The following is a 21,368-nucleotide window of genomic DNA, read 5'->3' as shown; positions in this document are numbered from 1 at the left end:
CGGAGTTTTTACTTCACTTGCGTTTACTGCTGAGATTCCTGCGAATGCTAAAAATGCTGCTGATAAAATGATCTTTTTCATATCTTATGTATTTCAGTTATTATTCTTGTTAATTACGATTAGGGTATGTTTAATAATGATGCCAAGGGGGCTAAACTTTGGCACACTACTGATAAACAGCATCTTACATAATCAGAGTTAATTTTAACTGTAGAGACATGCCACACTTTGCTGCTTAACGAAGCAGATAAAAAGAAAAGGCTGCATCATTTACACGATGCAGCCCTCTGAAAATTTTAAAATGATCTAACTATTGCAGGTTCCAGACACAGCTATCGCTGAGTTCTTTTCCTTTATGCTTCGTTTTAACTACGATGTTGTTGTTTCCTTTGCTCAATTGCACGTTTTCCCAAATCATGGTATTCACTTCGTTCTTCGTTTTTTTTCCAATCCGTTTTCCATTTACCCAAAGTTCCGCAGCAGGTACATTGCTAAAGACTTTCACTGAAGTCGCAGCTATAGTCCGGCTGGTATTTCTTCGCTCTGCGATATAGACCATCGGCTCCGGGTTCCAGTTGGCTTTATAAAAATAGAAGGCATCCTTTTTGACTTTCCTGTCGTAGGTTACCAATCCTTTATCATTGATCCCATTGGCATCTCCCTCTGTTCTGATGGCAGAGCCGAAATCAGCCAGCACCCAAATGAACTTGCCCCAGATGAAAGGACGTTTCTTCAATTCTTCCCAATGTTTCTCATGAAAGGCCGTTTGCCACTCTTCCGGATGAAAATCACTTCCTGCCTCAGCTTTGACCAATCCTTCTGTATGTTTGAATGGACTCCCTCCTGCTCCATATTCGCTGATAGAAATGGGTTTAGCAGGTAAGGCTTGATGGGTATCATCTGCCCATTTAGCCACCTGTTCAAATTTACCACCATACCAGCCAAAATATTGGTTCCAGCCCATCAGGTCAGTCAGGTCAATAAACGAGCTCGCTCCCAGGTTTGATGCTAAAGTGGTTAGACGGCTGGGATCTTCCTGTTTTGCCAGGGCATTTAGTTCCTTGATAAAGGGCTGCGGATCGTCAAAATTCAATTTCAACTCATTAAACAATCCCCAGAAACAGACCGAAGGATGGTTGTAATTCTGACGGATCAGCTCTTTCAGCAGCTGTTTGATATTTGTTTCCAGCTCCTGATCCTTCACATATCCTGTACCTGTATATCCACCCGGGCCCACAAAAGGAATCTCCGACCAAACTACAATTCCGTTTTGATCACAGAGCTCATAAAAAAGCTTGCTGTGAGGATAATGGGTTAATCGCGCTGCAGTTGCCCCCAGCTCTTTCATCAGTTCCATATCCCCCTTCTGATCCTCATCAGTTAAGGCTGATCCTTTTCCAGACACGTCCTCATGCCTGCCCGCACCATATAGATCCAGGTATTTCCCATTCAGAAAAAAGCCTTTATCCGGGTCCACACTAAAATAACGTAAACCCAGAGGCTGAGAGAGTTGGTCAACAACTTGTCCGTTTTGCAAAAGTTCTATCCGAACCTGATATAAATAAGGATCGGCTTTACCATTCCATAAATGTGGTTTCTGAACTTTTATCACCTGTTTTAATTCCTTGCTGTTTTCTGTGGCAACTGCATTGGCAATCGTGGAGATCACTTTTTTATCTCCATCCAGAAGAGTCGTTCTCAGGCTCAGGTTATTCGGGTCTGATAAGGATAATTTAGTCAGCACCTCTATTTCGGCCGAAGCTTCGGATACCTGTTTCTGCTTCAGGTAAACCCCTGGAGCCCCATAATCAAGTGGGCTGATACAGTTTTTATCCGTCAGGATCAGGGAAACAGGGCGATGAATGCCTCCATAAATATTAAAATCCCCATGTAAAGGCAGCACATCTAAACGGTAGGCATTGCTTACCTGAACCATCACCGTATTCTCTCCGGGTTTAACCGCATCGGTAATTTCTATGGCAAAGCCGGTGTACCCACCTTTATGTGAACCCACCGATTTGTTATTTACAAATACAGTGGCAACACTATTTGCTCCATCAAAATAGAGGAACAGCCGTTTCCCTGCCCATGCCGGGAGCACATTGAGTTTATTCTCATAAATCGCCGAGGTCCTGTTGTAATCGGGAACACCTTTCAGTACTTCCATTGCATTCCAGGTATGGGGCAGGTTAACGGTTTCTTTTTTTATGCCTTGTTCAAAGTTATAAGCAAAATAAAATTGCCAGTTCTTATTAAACGGAATGGTTTCCCTGCCGCCCGACGCATGATTAAAAGGTTTTGCTGTACTATCAGCCAGTTGAAATAAAAGGAAAAGAATGATGGCAATGATATTTTTTTGATAATGCATTATACTAATTTTTATAAAGTCCTATTTCGGCGAATTGCGCGAATTGCTCTCCATCCCAGCTTGATTTAGCCAGAATTTTGAAGTATCTGAATGTTAATGGGGCCGCAAAAGCAAAGTTTTGCGTGTACCCTAATTTTGGGATCACATAAGTAGCCTGTGGAACAAAAGTGATTCCATCTGTGCTATATAAAATATCCACATCTTTTATCGCCCGCCGGTCTGCATTAAGAATACTGAAACCATCAACTGTTTGCTGTTGCCCTAAATCTACCGTAATGAAATGCGGATAAGACGCTGCAGGCGCTACCGACCATTGGCTATGCCATCCGGTAGACCCGTTTTTATCGATCACATTGGCCGCAGGCGCAGTAGTCTGCTGAGAGCTGTAAGCGGCAATTGTCCATCCTGTTTTACTGATTTCATTTTTGGAACTGAAGTCCAGCACAGGCAGACCGTTCACAAACTTGTAAGCATAAATGGTTTCCTTAACCGTTCCATTTTCGGCCACCAGCTTTACTTTCATCTCATAAGGACTCGCATCTTTATACTTAAATTCTGATATCGGCATCTCGACATAAAAGCTGTCTGTGCCGATGGTTTTCGATTCCCAGGTGGTTGCGTTATAGTCTTTATTTGTACCTGTACCTTCATTGTTTACATTCGGGTCATTGTAATAAACTACGCTGTTAATTTTGGTATCACTCGTAAATTTACCAGAAACCACGATCGCGCTTTTGGCTTCAGAATAAGCCGCATAAATCTTGTTGATCGTAGAATTTACTGCAGCATAATAAGTTTTAGCATCATTATTAAAGATCTGATTTACGTTTAAGATCGCGCAATCTGTAGCGGTAAGGAAAGTTTTCGACTTGCCTAATGTTCCGTTTCCGGCCCACATCAATGCCATCCCCAGAGTCGCATTTTCGGATACCTTCTGACAATTATGCGGAAGGTTCAATCCATGTCCAAGCTCATGAACCATCCCCCCAAACCAAACACTGAAACGGTTTCCCTCAGTATCTGTTTTCCCAAGGTTCTTAATGTCCATACCTTCATAATCCAAAGCAAAGCACCATTTACCTAAACCATAGAATGGTCCGCCACTAGGCGTTCCATCGGGTTTAAAAGAATAACGGGGCAAAATAACCAGGGTATGGTCACTTGTTTTCTCCGTAGGATGTGCTGTGAAATAAGCATTGATCTCGGCCTGTACATTGCCTGCTCCACCGGAATATCCATAATCACTTTTTGGTTTTGTTCCCCTGATCGTAATGATCTTGACGCGGTTAATCCTGGCATCAGTAAAAAGTCCGAAAGTCTTTTCGCCATAACCATTGCGGTTCATCTCCTCTTTTACAAAATTTTGTGTCCAGAACATCAGTTCACTCAGACGCTTCTCGTAAGCAGGAAGAGTATCCAGATCATTGGGTACAAAATAAATTAAGTTCAGGTTACGGGCCTGCGGACTGGTATATACGGTGTCCGTGACCGGCTCTTCAACCGGAAGCGCTTCTCCCTCTACAGGGGATTTTTTACACGCAGCAAAGCAGGTTGCCACAAAAAGGCAAAAGATCAATAGTTTGGTTCTCATAGGGTTTTGTTTAGGTTTGATTGATTTATTTTTTATTCCTTAAGGTTCATTTTTTTCTCTGTTTCTTTTAAATAGTTCCATGGGAATTGATTCCCTTTTTTCTGAAGTATTGCTTTCCCTTCGGTTACATTCAACAACTTTTCCCTGCCCCGGATATTGCCTTTGAAAGTATTACCCATCCATTTTAAAGCCTGGTATTGTTGAGCGGATTTGTTAAAAATGCCAAGGGATTTTCCGGCATAATGAAAGGTGTTGTTTTCAAAAACCACGTTTTTAGGAACTCCGTGTTCTATATCTATTAATTCCATTTTCACAGAATCAGCAGAACGGTTGTAAAAATGATTGCCACTGATATAAGTAGAATCGGTAACGAGCGCAAAGTTGAAAAGACGCTTGCGATTATTGCCATCATTTACACTCAGGTTATTTCTGATGATGCTTCCGGTGGTCATTTTACTTTTATCATTGATCGCATCAGAGATTACGAGCATAAAGCCGCCTTCGTTATCATGACTGTAATTGTTTTGGATGATGGTATTGGTACAATTTCCATCGATATCGAAAGACTGACCATCATTGGACCAGTCCTGATTCTTTGTATAAGCCACCTCGTTATATTGAATCAGGGTATTGTCGCTACTATGTGGCCAGATGCCAACGGCATTGTCTTTGGCTCTTGTTCTGATGTAAAACAGCTTATTGTGTTCCACAAGCGAACCATCAAATGCTTTAACCACTATTCCGTCTCCACCGATATCTTCCAGTGTACAGCCCCTGATGATCAGGTTCCGGTTAGGAAACCAGTTTGTCCTGAAACCAAAAGTGCCATTACCCCGGATGCCGTTACGGTCTACCCGCAGCAGTTTACAGTTTTCAATCAGCAGGTTTTCAATATTGCTTGGTTTAGGACCCTGACAATCCCAAAAGATGCCATGCCCTTCATTACTTCCTTTTTTATTGTCTCCGTTAATGTCATGAATGTATAAATTGGATAGGCGGATATTGCTGATTGTTCCTATATCCTCTGCAAGAATGCGAACTCCTGTAGGTCCTGTTTTCTGTTGTTTCAGCAGGCTATCCTGATTTGATATATCGAAATATTCCAAAGCGATATTGCTGTTGTTTTTTAACAATACCGCATCTTTAAATTTCCCTTCTGCTGCAATTACCGGTAAAGCCCCTTTTCCATAAGCAGAAAAGAGGATTGACTGCGCTTTCGTTCCTGAACCCTGTGGAACCAATTGCCCTTTCCATACTCCTCCTCTTTTGAAAAAGATTCGGTCGCCCGGAACAAACTTTTGCCCATTGACTTTAGCCAGGGATTTCCAGGCCTGCTTTTCAGATTTACCTGAATAGGTGTCATTTCCATGTTCACTATCTATATAATATTTTACTACGGCTCCGGATATTTCTGCAGACAGCCTTAATGAACTGCCCAATACCATCAATAACAAGAAACAACCTATCAGATACTTCCTTTTCATATTTTCTTTTATTTGTTTATTCCTCCTAAACTTGTGCAGGCAGTAAAGAGATGAAACTGATTTCAAAAAGCACCTGCAAGGATCCTATAAATCCTGTTGCAGGTGCGTTTTAATAATTTGATCAACCCGCTAAATTAATTTGACCAACCTGGGTTCTGTACCAGGTTTGTATTCATCTGGATCTCCTTTTGCGGAATAGCCCAGTTATAAATCTGATCTCCCATATAAGAGTAATTGCTGGCATTAGATCCCCAGATCTGTTTCACTCCATTGCCACTTACAAAGACCTTATCTTTTAGTGATTTCCAACGCAACTCATCAAAATAATTGATTCCTTCATTAGGAAACTCTACCCTACGCTCATTTCTGATTCTTTCACGTAAAGAGGCCTGATCACCTACAAAAGCAGGAAGCGCCGCATTTACAGATTGAATTGGCGCAACGCCCCCTCTTGCTCTAACCAAATTTACCAGGTTTACTGCTTCCTGACTAAAGCCTTGTTCGTTAATCGCCTCTGCCCACATCAGCAGCACATCAGCATATCTGATAATCGGGAAGTCAATTGGCCCGTAACTACGGTCTATAATTTCCGAATTACCTTCATAAACAAATTTACGGTATAGATAGTAAAATAAACTTTGACTGTCAGAACGCAGGTCGGCCACAGTAGGACCGTCCGTTCTATAAGGCCAACGGGAAGTCACTGTTAAGTTGCTTGCTCCATTTACCCCATTATAAGTGGAGTACGGGGTGATTACATTGGCTGCCAGGCGTGGGTCTCTGTTTGCATAAGCAACCTTAATCCGCTCTTCATTACCCTTTGGCAGATACAAACTCATCTCGGCACCACGTTTTTGTGCAGCAGCGATCTCAATTTCAGTCAGGTTATTTCTAAGGAAAAAGACTTCCCTTTTTGCCGGGCTCATCGCAGAATAACCCGGAATAACAGCATCCCAGCTAAAGACCGATCCATCCGCATTGTCATAAAGGTCTACCAGATTTGGAGATACCAAATAGGTATTCCAGCAAGAACCAAAGGAAGAACGGGTTCCGCAATAGAACTGTGTGGTGGAACCAAGACCTGGCTGCCCCATATTCTGAATGGTAAAAATCATCTCATCACTCTGTTCATTTGCTTCTTTAAACAAGGTTCTGTAATCGCTGAACAAGCTGTAACCAGCTTCCTTTACTTTACTAAAATCAGCAATAGCCAATGCAAATTTCTTTTGATACAAGTAAGCCTTCCCTCTCAGCGCATAAGCCGCTCCTTTGGTCACATGCCCGTAATTAGCTGTCTTTTGTGCATTTTTCAATGGCAAAAGAGGTTCATTGATCGCATCGGTCAGATCGCTGATGACCTGTGCCCAGACTTCATCTTCTGTTGACCGTCCTTTAGTCGCTTCCTTATCCGTAATCGGCTCCAGGTAAATCGGAACACCTTTCCATAATTGATTCAGACGGGAATAAAAATAAGCACGTAAAAACTTACACTCTGCCATATACCTTGCTTTTTTATCAGCCGGAGTGGGTGAATTCGGAATGTTTAAGATGGCATCATTGGAGCGTTGTACCCCTTCATATAATCCCTTCCAGTTATCAGTGAACAATCCGTTCGAAGGCGTTAATGTCCCGCCCAACATGCCTTCCAGATCACGGGTCTGTCCGGTAAACCCGAACCGATCCATCTGATATAGATCCCTTCCTCCAACTACGGCGGCATTTAACGAGTGATATACCCCTACAACGCCCAGGTCTGTCAGATTTTCTGTTGTCCACATCGTTGATGAAGCCACTCCATCATAAGGTACTGTATCGAGCAAACCTTTCTTACACCCGGTAAATAGTACTGCTCCAAGTAAAATAATATATATCTTTTTCATGTGTATCTTGATTAAAACGTAAGGTTTAGACCCAGAGAATATTGTCTCATTGTTGGATAAGTGATGCCCGTGCCAATCTCAGGATCTAATCCCGGATAACTGGTGATGGTAAACAGGTTTTCACCCGACACATAGATCCTTGCTTTGCTAATGGCAACTTTTTTTGTCAGCTTCTCTGCAAAAGTATATCCCAGTTGAAAGGTCTTAAGTTTGACATAAGAGGCATTATACAGATAGAAATCACTTGCTACACTATTCTGAACATCTGCAGAATTTTTTAACCTCGGATATTTACCATTGATATTATTAGCCGGATCAGATGGATTTGCCGGGTTAAAATAGTAATGATCATCTGCAATCAGTGTACTCACCGCATTTCCTAAAGAAACAATGGAGCTGTTGTATCCTATCGCATTCCAGTAGTATTTCATACCGGCACTACCGGACCAAAGCATAAACATATCTATCCCTTTCCAGGAAGCACTGGCCTGAAGACCGAAATTGTATTTTGGAGTAGCTGTTGCTCCGGTAAATTGCCTGTCAAAGCTGTTACCGTAACTGCCATCACCATTATTATCTGCGTAAATAAGATCTCCGTAGTTAATCTTAGCAGGATCAACCGCATTACCAGGAAGGAATTTATATCCTGCCGCCAACATACTCTTTACCCAATCCAAATCTCCAGGTGTACGTATCATCCCATCTTTTGGTCCTCCATTAATATTCACAGATCCATCAGAATTGGTGTAACTGCCGGTACCTTTATATACGTTGTACAAATAATATTCTCTGATCGAATGGCCTTCAAGAATCATCTCGCGGTCACCAGAAGCAACTTGCCCGATGTTCGAACTGAAAACACGGTTTCCCTGAGCGTCTGTACCATATCCTTCATTCAGGGTTCCTCTGTATTTAGATACCCTGTTGTAGTTATACGAAAAATTAGCCGATGCAGAATATCTGAAATCCCCACTTGCACCGCGATACCCTAAAGTAAGCTCAATACCTCTGTTTAACATCGCTGCAATATTTCTCGTTGGGGGCGTTGCCTGACCTACTACCAGTGGGATTTCAGGAGCATAAAGGATATCAACGGTTTTTTTCTGATACCAGTCGAACTCAAAATTCACCGCACCTTTAAACAACGAGCCATCCAGGCCAAGATTCGCTATTGTGGTACTTTCCCATTGCAAATCAGCATTAGGCAACTTACTTCTCCACAAGCCTGAAGCCGGGGTCCCATTAAAAGAGCTGTTGACCTTACTATAGTTTGACATATAGTCATAATTCCCTTTGTCATCATCTTCATGCATTTTATTATTCCCGACTTTACCCCAGGAAGCACGTAATTTCAGGTTTTGAACTTTCTCAGAAATGTTCTTCATAAAACTTTCTTCAGAAATTCTCCATCCCGCAGAGAAAGAAGGAAACACGCCATATCTGTTTTCTTTTGCAAATTTAGAGGCGCCATCGTATCTCAATACTGCTTCTAATAAATAGCGTTGTTTATAAGCATAGTTAACACGCCCAAACCAGGAACGCATTGCACGATCATATTCCTTGCCCCCCATATTACTCATGGTGGTACCAGAACCAATTGTTGTAATATCCGGAGAAATCAAGCCCAATTTACTCGCTGATAAATCATAATAATTATAATAGTTCTGATTGTATCCAACTAAGGCCCCGAAGTCATGATCATCATTAATCACAGTACTGTATCTCAGGACATTATCGACGGTGAGTGTGTAATTTTTATCAAAGCCATAAGATGTACTCAGTTGTGCCGGAGCTGTTGCCGGAGATCTTAGTTCATTGGTTGCAAAATCCCACCTTTCAAGAGGAATGGAATGAGCGTTTCCTTCAAAAAAACGTGTTTGATAATTGAATTTTGTCTCCAGTTTTAACCCTTTAATGATGTCAAGAGTAGCATATAACGTAGTGTTGAACCTGGACTCTCTATCACTGCCACCTGTACTGTTCAAATAGCTGAGAATATTATTTGACGTTGATGATTCTTCTTTGGCAGATGGGAAGCCATATTTCCCGTCAAGGTATGGATATACCCCTGGAGTGGTCTGGCGCAAAAAGTTGAAGGCATTATCAGTATTTCCCATTCCCTTGGTTCTCATAGAAGCAAAGGTCTGAGTCCCAACCGTTAAAAACTTCGCTACTTTCGCTTCCACATTGGCCCTGAACTGATACCTGTTCACCTCCGTGTTTGCCATAGTACCAGGATTGCCCAGATAACCTGCCGACAATAAGAAACTGATGTTCTCTGCTCCTCCGTTTAAAGTAACATTATGATTTTGAAGCACCTTATTCTCGAAAATAACATCTGCCCAATCTGTATTCGGGAAGGCAATGCTATTCGGAACACCCAACGCGTTTACGCCGGAAGGATTCTGGTTTGCACTGGTCCATGCATCGATGGTACTCTGATTATATCCACCAGAATTTCCAAGGTTACGATATCCCTCATTAACCAGGTTCATATGTCTGACATAATCCGTTACAAAACCGGGCATATTACTAGGATTTGTTTTTGAAAAGATGCCACTATAGGTAACCACGGTTTTCTTTTTTGATCCTTTTTTGGTCGTAACCAGGATTACCCCATTGGCGGCAAGCGATCCGTAAATTGCAGCAGAAGCTGCATCTTTCAATACGGAAATACTTTCCACATCCTCCGGATTTACGGCATCCATCGTACCCTGAATACCGTCAACAATGACCAAAGCATCATTACTGTTCAGGGTTCCTGTACCGCGGATACGGATGGTTGCCCCATCAGATCCCGGTCTTCCTGACGACTGGCGTACAAATACACCTGGTGCCAGTCCGGCAAGGGCTGAAGATAAATTAGTGATCGGTCTGTTTTCCAGTGATTTTGAATCTATTGTCGCTACAGAACCAGTCAGGTTGACCTTCTTCTGTGTACCATAACCTACCACGACCACCTCTTCCAGGTGACTGGCATCTTCCTCCAGGGTCACTTCTACCTTCGGATTTCCGGCAACATTAACCTCCTGGGTCTTATATCCGATATTCTTAATGATCAGGATCTGGCTTGTTCCTTTTAAGGTTATTCTGAAACTTCCTTTGGCGTCAGTCATCGTGCCATTTCCGGTGACCCCCTTTTCAGTAATACCGGCGCCAGGGAGCGGTCCTCCTTTTTCTTTTACAGTGCCGCTTACTACGGTGCTTTGGGCACTCACAATATTTGGCAAAAGGCATATTACTATACCTATCATGGTTAATATTTTTTTCATAAAAACACGTTTATATTGGTTAGTACTGGTTATTTAGAATGTGCTGAAAGAGATAAGTTGTCTGGATTTCCATTCGCCTTAACTGATGGAGTCACATTCCGGGTGTGGTAACGCGTAGTCTTTCCGAAGTTCACTACTGCAGGGAAGTAAAGTTTAGTCATATGTTTTGGTTTAAGTTCGTTTTGCTTTGGGCGGCAAGAATTATTTGGCTAACCGTAAAGTTGAGTGCAATCCAAAAAATAAAGGGGTGAAAAACGATTGTAAATGGGGTGAAAATCCCTTCTTAAGTTGTAATTTTAGCAATCAAGGAAGGAATTTATTTACCCTTGGGGGGATATTTATTGTAGGGTTGTGATAAAGCGAGCGTTATTTTTAATTACAGGTATTCTGATGCAGCTGTGTGTCAGGGGACAAGAACTGAATTTCAATCACCTGAAGACTGAAAACGGGCTTTCCCAGAATTCTATATTTGCCATTGTACAGGATGGCCGCGGCTTTATGTGGTTTGGCTCCCGCTTTGGACTCAACCGATATGATGGCAGTCAGTTCAGGCTGTATAAAAGCAATGCCAATGAGCCCGGTAGTCTTTCTGATGATTACATTACCTCTTTATACAGCGATTCACGTAAGGTACTTTGGGTGGGAACCGCTAACGGGTTAAACAGGTTTAATCCTCAGAAGGATACTTTCGAAAGGATTTACCTTGATGGGAATAAATATAATAAACAATACGCTGCTGTCAATTCGATCTATGAAGACCGAAAAGGAAACCTCTGGGCTGCTGGCAGAACCGGTCTTTATTTACTGACCGATCTTCAGACCAATGCATTTACCTCTGCGGAAAAGCTTGGACTGAGTAAGGCCATTGCCCATACTGAAATCCTCAGCATTTATGAAGACCATCAGGGTTACTTATGGATTGGAACCAATAATGGCCTGACGCGTTTCCGGTTCAACCAGCGGGTTCAGGAGGTACAAACCTTCCGGCATATTGCTGCTCAGCCGGGGAGCCTGAGCGACAATTCCGTCACTGCCATTATCGAAGACCGGCAAAAGAACCTGTGGGTTGCCACTGAAAATGGGGGCATCAACCTTTTCCAGCCTTCCACAAATACCTTTTCCAGGTTTTCACATCAGGAAGGAATAGAAAATAGCCTTGCTCATAATGCCGTGCGTAAAATGATCATGAGCAAAAGTGGTGAACTGTATATTGGTACTCAGGAGGGTTTAAGTGTGTTTGATCCTTTAAAAAGGACCTTCCGCAACTATCAGCACCGGAAGGCAGACCAGCAAAGCTTAAATCAAAACTCTATTTACAGTCTTTATGAAGACCTCACTGGATCCATCTGGATCGGGACTTATTATGGTGGTGTTAATGTAACTTATGCGCACTCCACCAATTTTAAAACCCTACAATACAACGAAAAGCTGGCAGGAATCAGTCACAATGTAGTCAGTTCGATTATTGCAGATAAAACAGGAAACCTCTGGATAGGAACAGAAGGCGGTGGCCTGAATTATTATGATCAGCGGAAACGTAGCTTCAGGGCTTACAAACTCAAAGCTTCCGACCCCTCAAGTCTGGGTTCAGACCTGGTAAAAGTCGTTTACAAGGATAAAGCCGACCATATCTGGATAGGCACACATGGCGGAGGACTCAATGTTTTTGATCCCGTGACGCAAGGATTCAAACGTTTTCTGGCGACAGGAAATGATATTAAAACCACACGCTCGGAGATCGTGACCCTTCTGGAAGATGATCGCGGTGCCTTCTGGATCGGCAGTCAAAGCGGAATCCGCATCTTCTATAAAGATCAGCTCAACCTGAGTCCCTATCCTGAGATTCCTGCCATCCGCAGCATCAAAGACCGCAATATCAAAGTGCTGTTTGAAGATTCCAGAAAGAACATCTGGATCGCAGCGACTACTGGTCTGTACCTTTTACCTCCGGATCGCCTGAGTCTGAAGCTTTTCACCTTACCGAAAGGTAGCAACAGCGTAAATAACAACGCAAACTATATCAATTGTATAGAGGAAGATTCAGCAGGAAACATCTGGGTTGGCCTTTATTATGGCGGACTCAGTAAATACGATGTGAAGCGGAAAGCTTTCCATAAAATCTATACCACTAAAGATGGCCTGGCCAGTAACAATGTGGTAGGCATCCTGGAAGATCATAAAGCGCAGCTCTGGATCAGCACTTCCAATGGTTTGTCCAGATTTAATCCCAGAAACGAGGTTTTCCAAACTTATACTACCAGCGATGGCCTGGCCGGGGACGAATTCAACTACAATTCATTTTTTAAAGCCGCAAGCGGAGAAATGTTCTTTGGAGGATACAACGGACTGACCTATTTCTCTCCGCAAGACATAGAAAAGAATGATCAGCAGTCGAGAATCGCATTTACCGGATTAAAACTCTTTAACGACCAGATAAAGCTCAATGACGTTAACGGATTGTTGAAAAAAGACATCGGCTTCACAGAAAAGCTGGTTTTCCATTATGGACAGAACATTTTTAGCATTGAATTTGCCTTACTCAACTATATCAAATCAAACAAAAACAAATATGCCTATAAGCTGGAGGGATTGAACGGGGAATGGATTGAAAGCCGGACGCCCATGGCCAGCTATACCAATCTGCCTTCAGGATCGTATACCTTACTGGTAAAAGGGGCAAATAACGATGGCATCTGGAGTGAACCTATCCGGATGAAAATAGAAATCCTGCCTCCTTTCTGGAAAACATGGTGGGCCTATCTGCTTTATGCTGCATTACTGGGAGTCATTCTGTTTTTTGTCACCCGTTTTTTCTACCTCAGGGGATTGTTGTTAAAAGACGAAGAACTTCACCAGGTCAAACTGAACTTCTTCACCAATATCTCTCATGAAATCCGGACACACCTTACGCTGATCATGGCCCCCGTAGAAAAATTACTGGAAGGGCAACAACCAGGTTCTGTCGTCGGACAACAACTTAAAGGCGTAAAATCCAATGCCGACCGCCTGTTAAAACTGGTGAGTGAACTCATGGACTTCAGAAAGGCGGATACCAAGAACCTGAAGTTACGTGTATCAGCTCATGACCTCATCTCTTTTATACAGGAGATTTACATTTCTTTCGAAGCCCTATCACTTAAGAAACATATTCAGTTTTCTTTCGATTATGATCAGGAACCGCTGCAACTGTATTTTGATAGAGAACAACTGGAAAAAGTATTCTTCAACCTGCTTTCCAATGCCTTTAAATTTACCCCGGATCAGGGGCATATCGCGGTAACCGTTCAAACCAGGAAAGACCGGGTACTGATCAGCATCAGTGATACAGGAAGAGGGATTGCTCCTCAATATCTGGAGCAATTGTTTGTGAATTATTTCCAGGTAGAGGAACATAGCATTCAAAATACGGGTTATGGGATTGGATTGGCCCTTGCTAAAAATATTGTGGAGCTCCATAAAGGAGCGATTACGGTGAGCAGCCAGCCGAAAACGGCTCAGGAGGCAGGTTTTACCCGGTTTGAGCTCAGCTTGTTGCGCGGAAACGCTCATTTTTCTCCACGCCAATTATCAACACAGGCAGTGATACATCCTTCTAAAATCCAGCAGGAACTGCCTGAGCATACGGAAAACCCTGTAGTGATACCAGTCAGCCCGGCAGATGGGCTCCCGAAAAAACACAGCATCCTGATCGTAGAAGACAATGCAGAACTTCGCGGACTGATCCAGGGAATGCTGGAATCCGATTATGAGGTCCTGCTTTCTGAAAACGGACAACAGGGGTGGGATATCGCTACGATGGAAATCCCGGACCTCATCATCAGCGACGTTATGATGCCCGAAATGGATGGTTTTACGCTCTGTAATCAACTAAAAACCGATGAGCGGACCAATCACATCCCTGTAGTGCTTTTGACGGCCAAAAGCGACCAAATTGATCAGATCAGCGGATTGAGTCAGGGGGCAGATATTTACCTGACCAAACCTTTCAGTACAAAAATTCTGCAGCTTCAGGTACACAACCTGCTGGAAGCGCGGGAAAAGATGCGTAAGAAATACAGCAGATCGCTGGTCCTGGAACCCAACCAGGTCCTGGTGGATCCGGTAAATGAGCAATTTCTCTCCAGACTGATCGGGATCATCGAGAACCATATGGAGGATGAAAATCTTGGAGTAGATCTGCTGGCAGAAAAAATAGGAATGAGCCAATCGGTCCTGTATAAAAAGTTAAAAGCATTGACAGACCTTTCGGTAAATGATTTCTCTAAGTCTATCCGCTTAAAAAAAGCCGCTCAGCTGCTCCTGAAAAAGCAATATACAGTATACGAGATCGGTTATATGGTGGGCTTTTCCGATCGCAAATACTTCAGCAGGGAGTTTAAGAAGCAATTTGGAAAAACTCCTTCCGAGTATATTGAAGCAACTAATCCATAAATTTCAATCTTATTTTCAATACCATTTTACTGGATTTTACCCCTAAAATCATTGGGTTTTCACCCCTGTTATAATTTCTATCTTTTTAATTTTAAAGGAATTAATAACCAAAATATAAATCGTCTTCTATGAAAAGTACAACCCTTTGTCTCCTGGCACTAGGCATGTTAACCTATGCCTCCTGCAAAAAATCAGATCTTCAGCAAACCTCACAATTGAATACTGAGGAGGTCTCCCCTCCCGGGAATACGAATGACTATACCCCCAATTTAGTTATGAGTAAGCAAGGATTTCAGGATATTCTAAATGATATTGCGACAAATCCAACGGCTCAACAGCTGATCGCTAAAGAGATCACGATTCCGGCAAAAGAAGCATTAAATGCAACTCCACATCTGGTCACAAATGTATCGGCAGATAGCCAGGCTTCAAACAAAGTTAGTGGTGATGGTACCCGGATTTATAAAACTGCGATGCAATGGTTTTTATTTCGCAATACAGACAGTGCAATCGTGTATCGGGAAAAATCAAAAAATATCCTTTTGGTCTGGGCAAGTATAAATAAAGCAACAGATCATACGCCTAACGAGACGGCTTATATCGGGTTTTACGAGGGATACTCATTAATCAGAACATTTATTGATCAGGACAGCAGAGATAAAATAGACCAGTGGTTCAGAGACAGGTATAACTTTTTCAAAAAACTAACTCCCCGGTCAAACAACTGGGAAACGATCAGAGGCTGGCTGATGTTGAACAGTGCCTATGTATTGAATGATACAGACCTTATCACTAACAGTAAGAACGCAATTTATACCCACTTTGATAAAGACACTCGTGTAGATGGAGCAAGCGCAGATTTTCTGGGTAGGGATGCTTTTGCGTATCATGCTTACAACCTGCTGTTTGTAGGCAGAATTCTAAGAAATATCGATATTTATAGCGGTCGGGAGGAGGCCAAAAACATGATCTACAAAAGAGTAACAAACTGGAAAATGGATCCAAGAGGCAAGATCATAAGTGGCGCTAAAGCGATCGGTGGTACTATTGCAGATCAAATGAAGTTTTGGACACCATATATCATTGATCCGGCTAACAATGTACATCTTGAATTCGTTAATACAGAGTGGGCTCCGGACAAAACAAGAGCTGATTATAATAAACCTTACAACTCTGCAGGAAGTTACTATGTATTGGATCAAATGGCATATGTAATGAAAAATCAAATTAATGCGATCTATAACATCGTTAATCCAGGCAGAACAAAATACAACGGTGGTCTTACTTATTATCTAAATTCGTTTGGTTTTACAGCCGAAGGGCCTGAAAATACACAGACTTTCGTATATGAAGATTATGACTACCTGAAATTGGGGAAAGCGCTAAACGTTGGAAATTATACCATGCAGCAACTGTTGAGTCTGGGTATTCCGGACAATAGTATTTCGAGTATTGGTGTACCAGAAGGGCTTAAGATCACACTTTACGAAAATGACAATTACGGAGGAGCAAGCATTAGCCTTACCAGGCATACACCCGATCTCAGAGTTGCAAACTTCAATGACAAAACCTCTTCAATTAAAGTAGAAAAACTATAACCCTTTTAAATCCGTTCAGGATGCTGTCCATTTCTATTGACCATTATTTGGCTTTTGAAAGGAGGTTGATAGGTCCATGATTGGCCTGGTACCCCTTTCAACGATATTTCAGGAATCAAACGACCGTTTATTTCAGGAAAAAACATATGAACACGATCGGCAAAACATTTCGTAATGTAACTTGTTTTTAAATTTATTCAATCACTTAATTAAATTAAAAATGGGAACATTAATAAATGGGTTATTTGGCGGATTCCATGGCAGAGTCGGCAACCTGGTGGGTTATACTTTAAAAGGTAAATATGTCCTCCGCACAATTGGTAAAAGTAATAAACCACTTACCCCGGCAAGGAAAGCAAATTGCCAGGGGATGACGGTTGTAAATGAGATCCTGAAGCCTTCTTTACAGGCAATCAGAGTAGGATTCCGCCTGGCAGTGGCCGGAACGGACAAAAATGAATACAATGAGGCCGTTTCTTACAATAAGAAAAATGCCCTTCAGGGAGCATATCCGAACATCAGTCTGGACTATTCCAAAGTATTATTGAGTATGGGAAACCTTCCTGTGGCCCTGAATCCTTCGATCAGTCAGGCAGCGGAAAAGATCACCTTTAACTGGGAAGTAACGGACAGTTGGGCAAGCGAATACGCCAGTGATCGTGCGATGGTGGTGATTTATTTTCCAGATATACAAAAGGCCTTCCATCAGTTGATCGGGGCTAAAAGAATTGAAGGAAAAGATGTGGTTACCATCAGTTCAGAACATATAAATGAACGCATGGAAGCCTATATTTCCTTTGTTAAGGATGATGGAAGACGGATTTCGAACAGTGTACACGCAGGTTCTTTAAATGCTGTCAGCCCGGTGACCACGGAGGCAGAATCTGAAGGAGAAATTAAAAATCAAGAGGTGATCACTGTATTAGATTCCGTTTGCGAAACCGTTCAGAAAACTGAGACAAGGGATTCCAGTGGCTCCCTTTCCGGGCTTCACAAATACGAACATCCTGATGTGATAAATGACCCGAATAAGGATTCCAAAGAAAGGACTGCCAGGCCCGGATCATAAACTGCGGATATCTTTCCTGATTTAGAGGCGGAAAATATAAAACCGCCTTATGAAAATTTTCAAAACACTTATTGCAGGTGGTTTACTGGCATTGCTATGTTGTTTAATTTATGATCGGATGGTCCATCCGCCAGAGGAGCGGAAGACCCAATTAATCATGCATTACAATGCATGTATATCTATCCCTTATCAACACCATTCTTCGCAACTAGCCAAATGGACAATTCCGGCAACGTTTCCCTCTCAGAAACTTTTCACAACAGTTCTTTTTCTTCTTGTCCTTTTTCTCCTGCTTCGATTTTTTCTTTTCTTTTCCCTTCTTAGACATCGCACTACATTTTATCCGATACAAAAATAGCACATACTGATGGTTTTCCATCAATATGTGCTACAATAAAAAAGCTTTATCGGTTTAAATCAGCGGATTAACCCTCTGTGTAAACGATTTGGCCAACATTTTTATCGATCTGCCATCTTCCTGTTCCTTCTTCACCGATCACATCGAATAGTTCCAGCGCACGTCTGGCTTTGTATTCTTCCTCACGTTGTTCTTTGAAGAACCAGTTTAAGAACTCTAAGGTTACATAATCCTGTTCTTTATGGCAACGTGCAGCGATGTTTTTAATCGATTGGGTTACGCTGATCTCCTGGTCTAATGCTTCTTCAAACACCTCACGGAAAGAGTTATATTCAAGCTTGATATTGGTTACTTCAGGCGAAATAGCCATTCCCCCCATATCAAGAACATATTTATAAAATTTTAACTGATGAACTCGTTCTTCTTCAGCCTGCTTAAAGAAGTAATCAGCGGAGAAATCGTATCCATTGCGACCACACCATGATGCCATGGAAAGATAGATAGAGGAAGAAAGTGCTTCTTTTTTAATCTGTTGGTTTAAAAGAGTCTCAACATCTGTGGAGAGTAAACTTTTTACGCGAATGATATCTTTCATAATACTGTGATTTAATTCCTAATTACTAACACAAAAGTAAGGGCATAAATCAACAATATTGCATTTAAGTGCAATTCGGAAAGATTCTAAGTCTAATTAGATCAAACGACTAGGCGAAAAAGACGGTCTTGAATAATGTGGTTTAAGTCCAGCATCACAAAGGTTCCCTGAAGCAATTCTTTCAGCGCAATGATCTGGATTAAAGATAAAACATAACAATGATCACAAGCGCAAATGAAGATGATTTCCACATCAGCAGATTTATCGCTCGTCAACAGAATGTTTTCGATATCAATGTTGTAAACCGCTTTCTTTAATTTCAAAAGATTGCGGTAATCAAAACGGGCCAGCTTACCGGCAAAATCTATATACCAGCAGTTTTCACTGTCTGATTGATAAATTGAACCTTTTTTGGTACTAAATACCTCTTCAAAATGTATTGGAGATGCTATAGCTGTGTTCGTCATTGATTAAACCTGGTTGATATTGCAAAGGTTGTTATTATTTAGATTTATTCCAAATCAATTCCTAAAAAAGTTAAAAATCATTGGTTTTTATATTAATTTAAAAATATCTCATCTACAAACAACCATGCTGGTTCTCCTTTCCCGGGATGCCATTCCGGAAGTTTCTTCAGGTTTTTGGCAACAATCTTCAGGTAAGCAACAGGTTGTTTTTTAAACTTCGCTTCTATTTTCATCATTGCCCTTTCCGCTCCTTTTTTGGTGGCTTCCGGTTTTACCCTATCTAATAAACGAAGACTGTTTTTTTCCGAACCTCCCCAGACTTCTACTTCTACAGGAGGAAAAATATAGGTTGGTATCAGCCGCATCACATTTAAAACAACGGATTCCATCATTACCGGTTGTTTAAAAAACAGCAAAGCCTCCATGTTATTATTTCTAAAGCCTATCCATTTCCCGGAATTGATTTCGTTATCCCCCAACTGATCATCTGAAAGAATTTTTGAGGCCCCTGCACTATACTTTTGATCCGGAGGCAGTAGAAACAAGACGGTATCTGCATGGTAGCTATTTTTATAGAAATTAGCACTAAGCATTTCACTGCCATACCAACCTGCTTTGTATGCTTTTGCCTTTACCGTGGTATTTTCTTTAATCAGTAACTGTCCATCATACAACCGGGAGGCCAGACTATCTGGTTCCGTTCCATCTGTGGTATACCTGATTTGAACGTCCTTGATCGGGTGCTTCATTTGTAAAGCCAAGGAGGTTTTGAAAACAGAGGTCTCTGTTGTGATCCGGGGCTGATTTAATCTGATCGGGTGTTTGCCATCATCTTTAAAACCGGAAATGACAGTGATGCCGGGATTCGCTTTTTTCAATTGCTCCAGGTCAGTTCCGCTCAGTCCGGTATTCCATAAGGTCAGCTTTTTAAGACTCTTAATCTTATTCAGCTGCTTTACAAAGTCATAATTCAACCTTGTTCCGGACATAGACAGGGTATTCAGATATTTCAAAACCTGCAACTCTTTTAACCCCGAACCGGTGATACTGGTAAAATTAAGGTTCAGTTCTCTCAGATTTTCAAAGCGCGCAATTGTTTTCAATTCCTCATCACGTACCGGCAGTCCTTTCAGATCCAGGGAAACAATTTGTTTTTTTACTCCTTCCAGTTCTTTTACCGCCTCCGGCTTATATTCGTTTCTATTGTAAATGTTCACCGCCAAGGCCGGGGATTCCTTCGCCAATGCGTATACAATCCGGTAATTGTTATTCAGTTTTTTAACCGTGCTTTCATCAGCAGCACTGAATGCATACTTTTCTTCAGATGCTGCTGAAGGCGCAAGAAAGGTCGCAGCCAGCATCCTTAAAGAATCGCTCGGGGGTAAATCCACCACTTTTTTCTTCAACTCCGCATTCCCCTTGATCCACAAGCGCAAAAGCTCAATTTCGGCTTCGCTTAACTGGTCTTTTCCTTTAGGGGGCATGTGTTTCTTATCGTCCATGGGTAAATGAATCCGTTCCAGCAGCAAACTGATTTCAGGCTTTCCGGGCACAAACAACTTTCCGCTCTTCCCTCCTTTAAGCAAGGAGCTTACCTTATCCATCATCAGACTTCCTTTTGCCTTTTCCAGATTATGACAGCTCAGGCACTTTTGCGAAAAGACAGGTAAAATGACATCTTCAAACACCCGGGCTTCTGCAAGCGGAACTTTAGGCAAAACCTCCACTCCGGTAACAGATTCCAGCACAAAATTATCTCCATGTGTTAAGGATGCGCCATAATGACCCGCAAAAATGATACACAGCGTAGTTGTTATTGCTCCTATCCTCGCTATCCTGACCTTATACCAGGAAGTATTTCTACACCAATAAATGATTGAAGCTACAAACACAATGCTTACTCCTGTCCATTTATGCCATTGCAGCAGACTTCCCGAATATCCGGCCTCCTTCGATAGGAACAAGCCCATAATCACCGTCAGCGCCGAAAAAAGCGTTCCTGAAAGCAGCAGGCCGGAAGTAAAATTCTGATACAGCGGCTCCTTGATATAGGCTTCTTTAAACCGGAAAAACTCCAGTAGCATGGCCAGCATGAGGATAACAATCGGAAAATGCAAGACCATCGGATGCATCCTTCCAAAAGGCTGCAACCAATATGGAATCTCTAATTTATCCTCAAAAGCCAGTAAAAAGACAATGAAGACATTAGCTGCAAACAAAACATGCTCTGCAAAACCTTTAAAAGTGATCCTCAT

Annotated in this window: 13 protein-coding genes; 4 read left to right on the top strand and 9 right to left on the bottom strand. The window is 42.0% G+C overall.

What is annotated here, in order from left to right; genetic code table 11:
- Window positions 1–202, top strand: a 202-nt coding sequence (locus BUC20_RS34200; protein WP_234994545.1) for a hypothetical protein, incomplete at its 5' end; no start/stop codon positions are given.
- A 108-nt stretch (window positions 203–310) separates the two neighbouring features.
- On the opposite strand, the gene BUC20_RS18150 is transcribed toward BUC20_RS34200, so the two are convergent.
- From BUC20_RS18150 to BUC20_RS34305, 6 genes are all read right to left on the bottom strand, one after another.
- Window positions 311–2,368 (bottom strand): glycoside hydrolase family 2 protein, encoded by a 2,058-nt coding sequence (locus tag BUC20_RS18150; protein WP_073232456.1) that lies wholly within the window; start codon window positions 2,366–2,368, stop codon window positions 311–313.
- 4 nt (window positions 2,369–2,372) lie between these two features.
- Window positions 2,373–3,959 (bottom strand): discoidin domain-containing protein, encoded by a 1,587-nt coding sequence (locus BUC20_RS18145; protein ID WP_084529019.1) that lies wholly within the window; start codon window positions 3,957–3,959, stop codon window positions 2,373–2,375.
- 32 nt (window positions 3,960–3,991) lie between these two features.
- Window positions 3,992–5,443 (bottom strand): right-handed parallel beta-helix repeat-containing protein, encoded by a 1,452-nt coding sequence (locus BUC20_RS18140; RefSeq protein ID WP_143166837.1) that lies wholly within the window; start codon window positions 5,441–5,443, stop codon window positions 3,992–3,994.
- Between the two features lie 134 nt (window positions 5,444–5,577).
- On the bottom strand, window positions 5,578–7,323 hold the full coding sequence (locus BUC20_RS18135; protein ID WP_200800973.1) for a RagB/SusD family nutrient uptake outer membrane protein: 1,746 nt from the start codon (window positions 7,321–7,323) through the stop codon (window positions 5,578–5,580).
- A gap of 11 nt (window positions 7,324–7,334) precedes the next feature.
- Complete coding sequence (locus BUC20_RS18130) at window positions 7,335–10,595, bottom strand: SusC/RagA family TonB-linked outer membrane protein (RefSeq protein WP_084529017.1); 3,261 nt, start codon at window positions 10,593–10,595, stop codon at window positions 7,335–7,337.
- Window positions 10,596–10,624: 29 nt separating this feature from the next.
- Window positions 10,625–10,756, bottom strand: a complete 132-nt coding sequence (locus BUC20_RS34305) for a hypothetical protein (protein WP_262497427.1) — start codon at window positions 10,754–10,756, stop codon at window positions 10,625–10,627.
- A gap of 229 nt (window positions 10,757–10,985) precedes the next feature.
- Here BUC20_RS34305 and BUC20_RS18125 point away from each other — a divergent pair, with 229 nt between their 5' ends.
- From BUC20_RS18125 to BUC20_RS18115, 3 genes are all read left to right on the top strand, one after another.
- Window positions 10,986–15,026: a hybrid sensor histidine kinase/response regulator transcription factor gene (locus BUC20_RS18125; protein WP_073232451.1), complete on the top strand. Its 4,041-nt coding sequence runs from the start codon at window positions 10,986–10,988 to the stop codon at window positions 15,024–15,026.
- Window positions 15,027–15,154: 128 nt separating this feature from the next.
- The gene (locus BUC20_RS18120; protein ID WP_084529015.1) at window positions 15,155–16,624 is read left to right on the top strand and encodes an alginate lyase family protein; all 1,470 of its coding nucleotides are present in this window, start codon (window positions 15,155–15,157) and stop codon (window positions 16,622–16,624) included.
- Window positions 16,625–16,844: 220 nt separating this feature from the next.
- Window positions 16,845–17,693, top strand: a complete 849-nt coding sequence (locus BUC20_RS18115; RefSeq protein WP_073232449.1) for a DUF6266 family protein — start codon at window positions 16,845–16,847, stop codon at window positions 17,691–17,693.
- Window positions 17,694–18,118: 425 nt separating this feature from the next.
- On the opposite strand, the gene BUC20_RS18110 is transcribed toward BUC20_RS18115, so the two are convergent.
- The 3 genes from BUC20_RS18110 to BUC20_RS18100 all read right to left on the bottom strand — a co-directional run bounded on the left by BUC20_RS18110 (window position 18,119) and on the right by BUC20_RS18100 (window position 21,368).
- Window positions 18,119–18,646 carry a ferritin gene (locus BUC20_RS18110; protein ID WP_073232448.1) on the bottom strand — a complete coding sequence of 176 codons (528 nt, stop codon included), beginning with the start codon at window positions 18,644–18,646 and terminating at the stop codon, window positions 18,119–18,121.
- A gap of 101 nt (window positions 18,647–18,747) precedes the next feature.
- A complete protein-coding gene (locus BUC20_RS18105) occupies window positions 18,748–19,113 on the bottom strand; it encodes a hypothetical protein (protein WP_073232447.1) in 366 nt (121 codons plus the stop codon).
- A gap of 92 nt (window positions 19,114–19,205) precedes the next feature.
- A complete protein-coding gene (locus BUC20_RS18100; RefSeq protein WP_073232446.1) occupies window positions 19,206–21,368 on the bottom strand; it encodes a c-type cytochrome domain-containing protein in 2,163 nt (720 codons plus the stop codon).

The sequence above is a fragment of the Pedobacter caeni genome, from assembly GCF_900129215.1.
Taxonomy (GTDB): Bacteria; Bacteroidota; Bacteroidia; order Sphingobacteriales; family Sphingobacteriaceae; genus Pedobacter; species Pedobacter caeni.
This window is presented reverse-complemented; position numbering and strand designations above follow the sequence as displayed.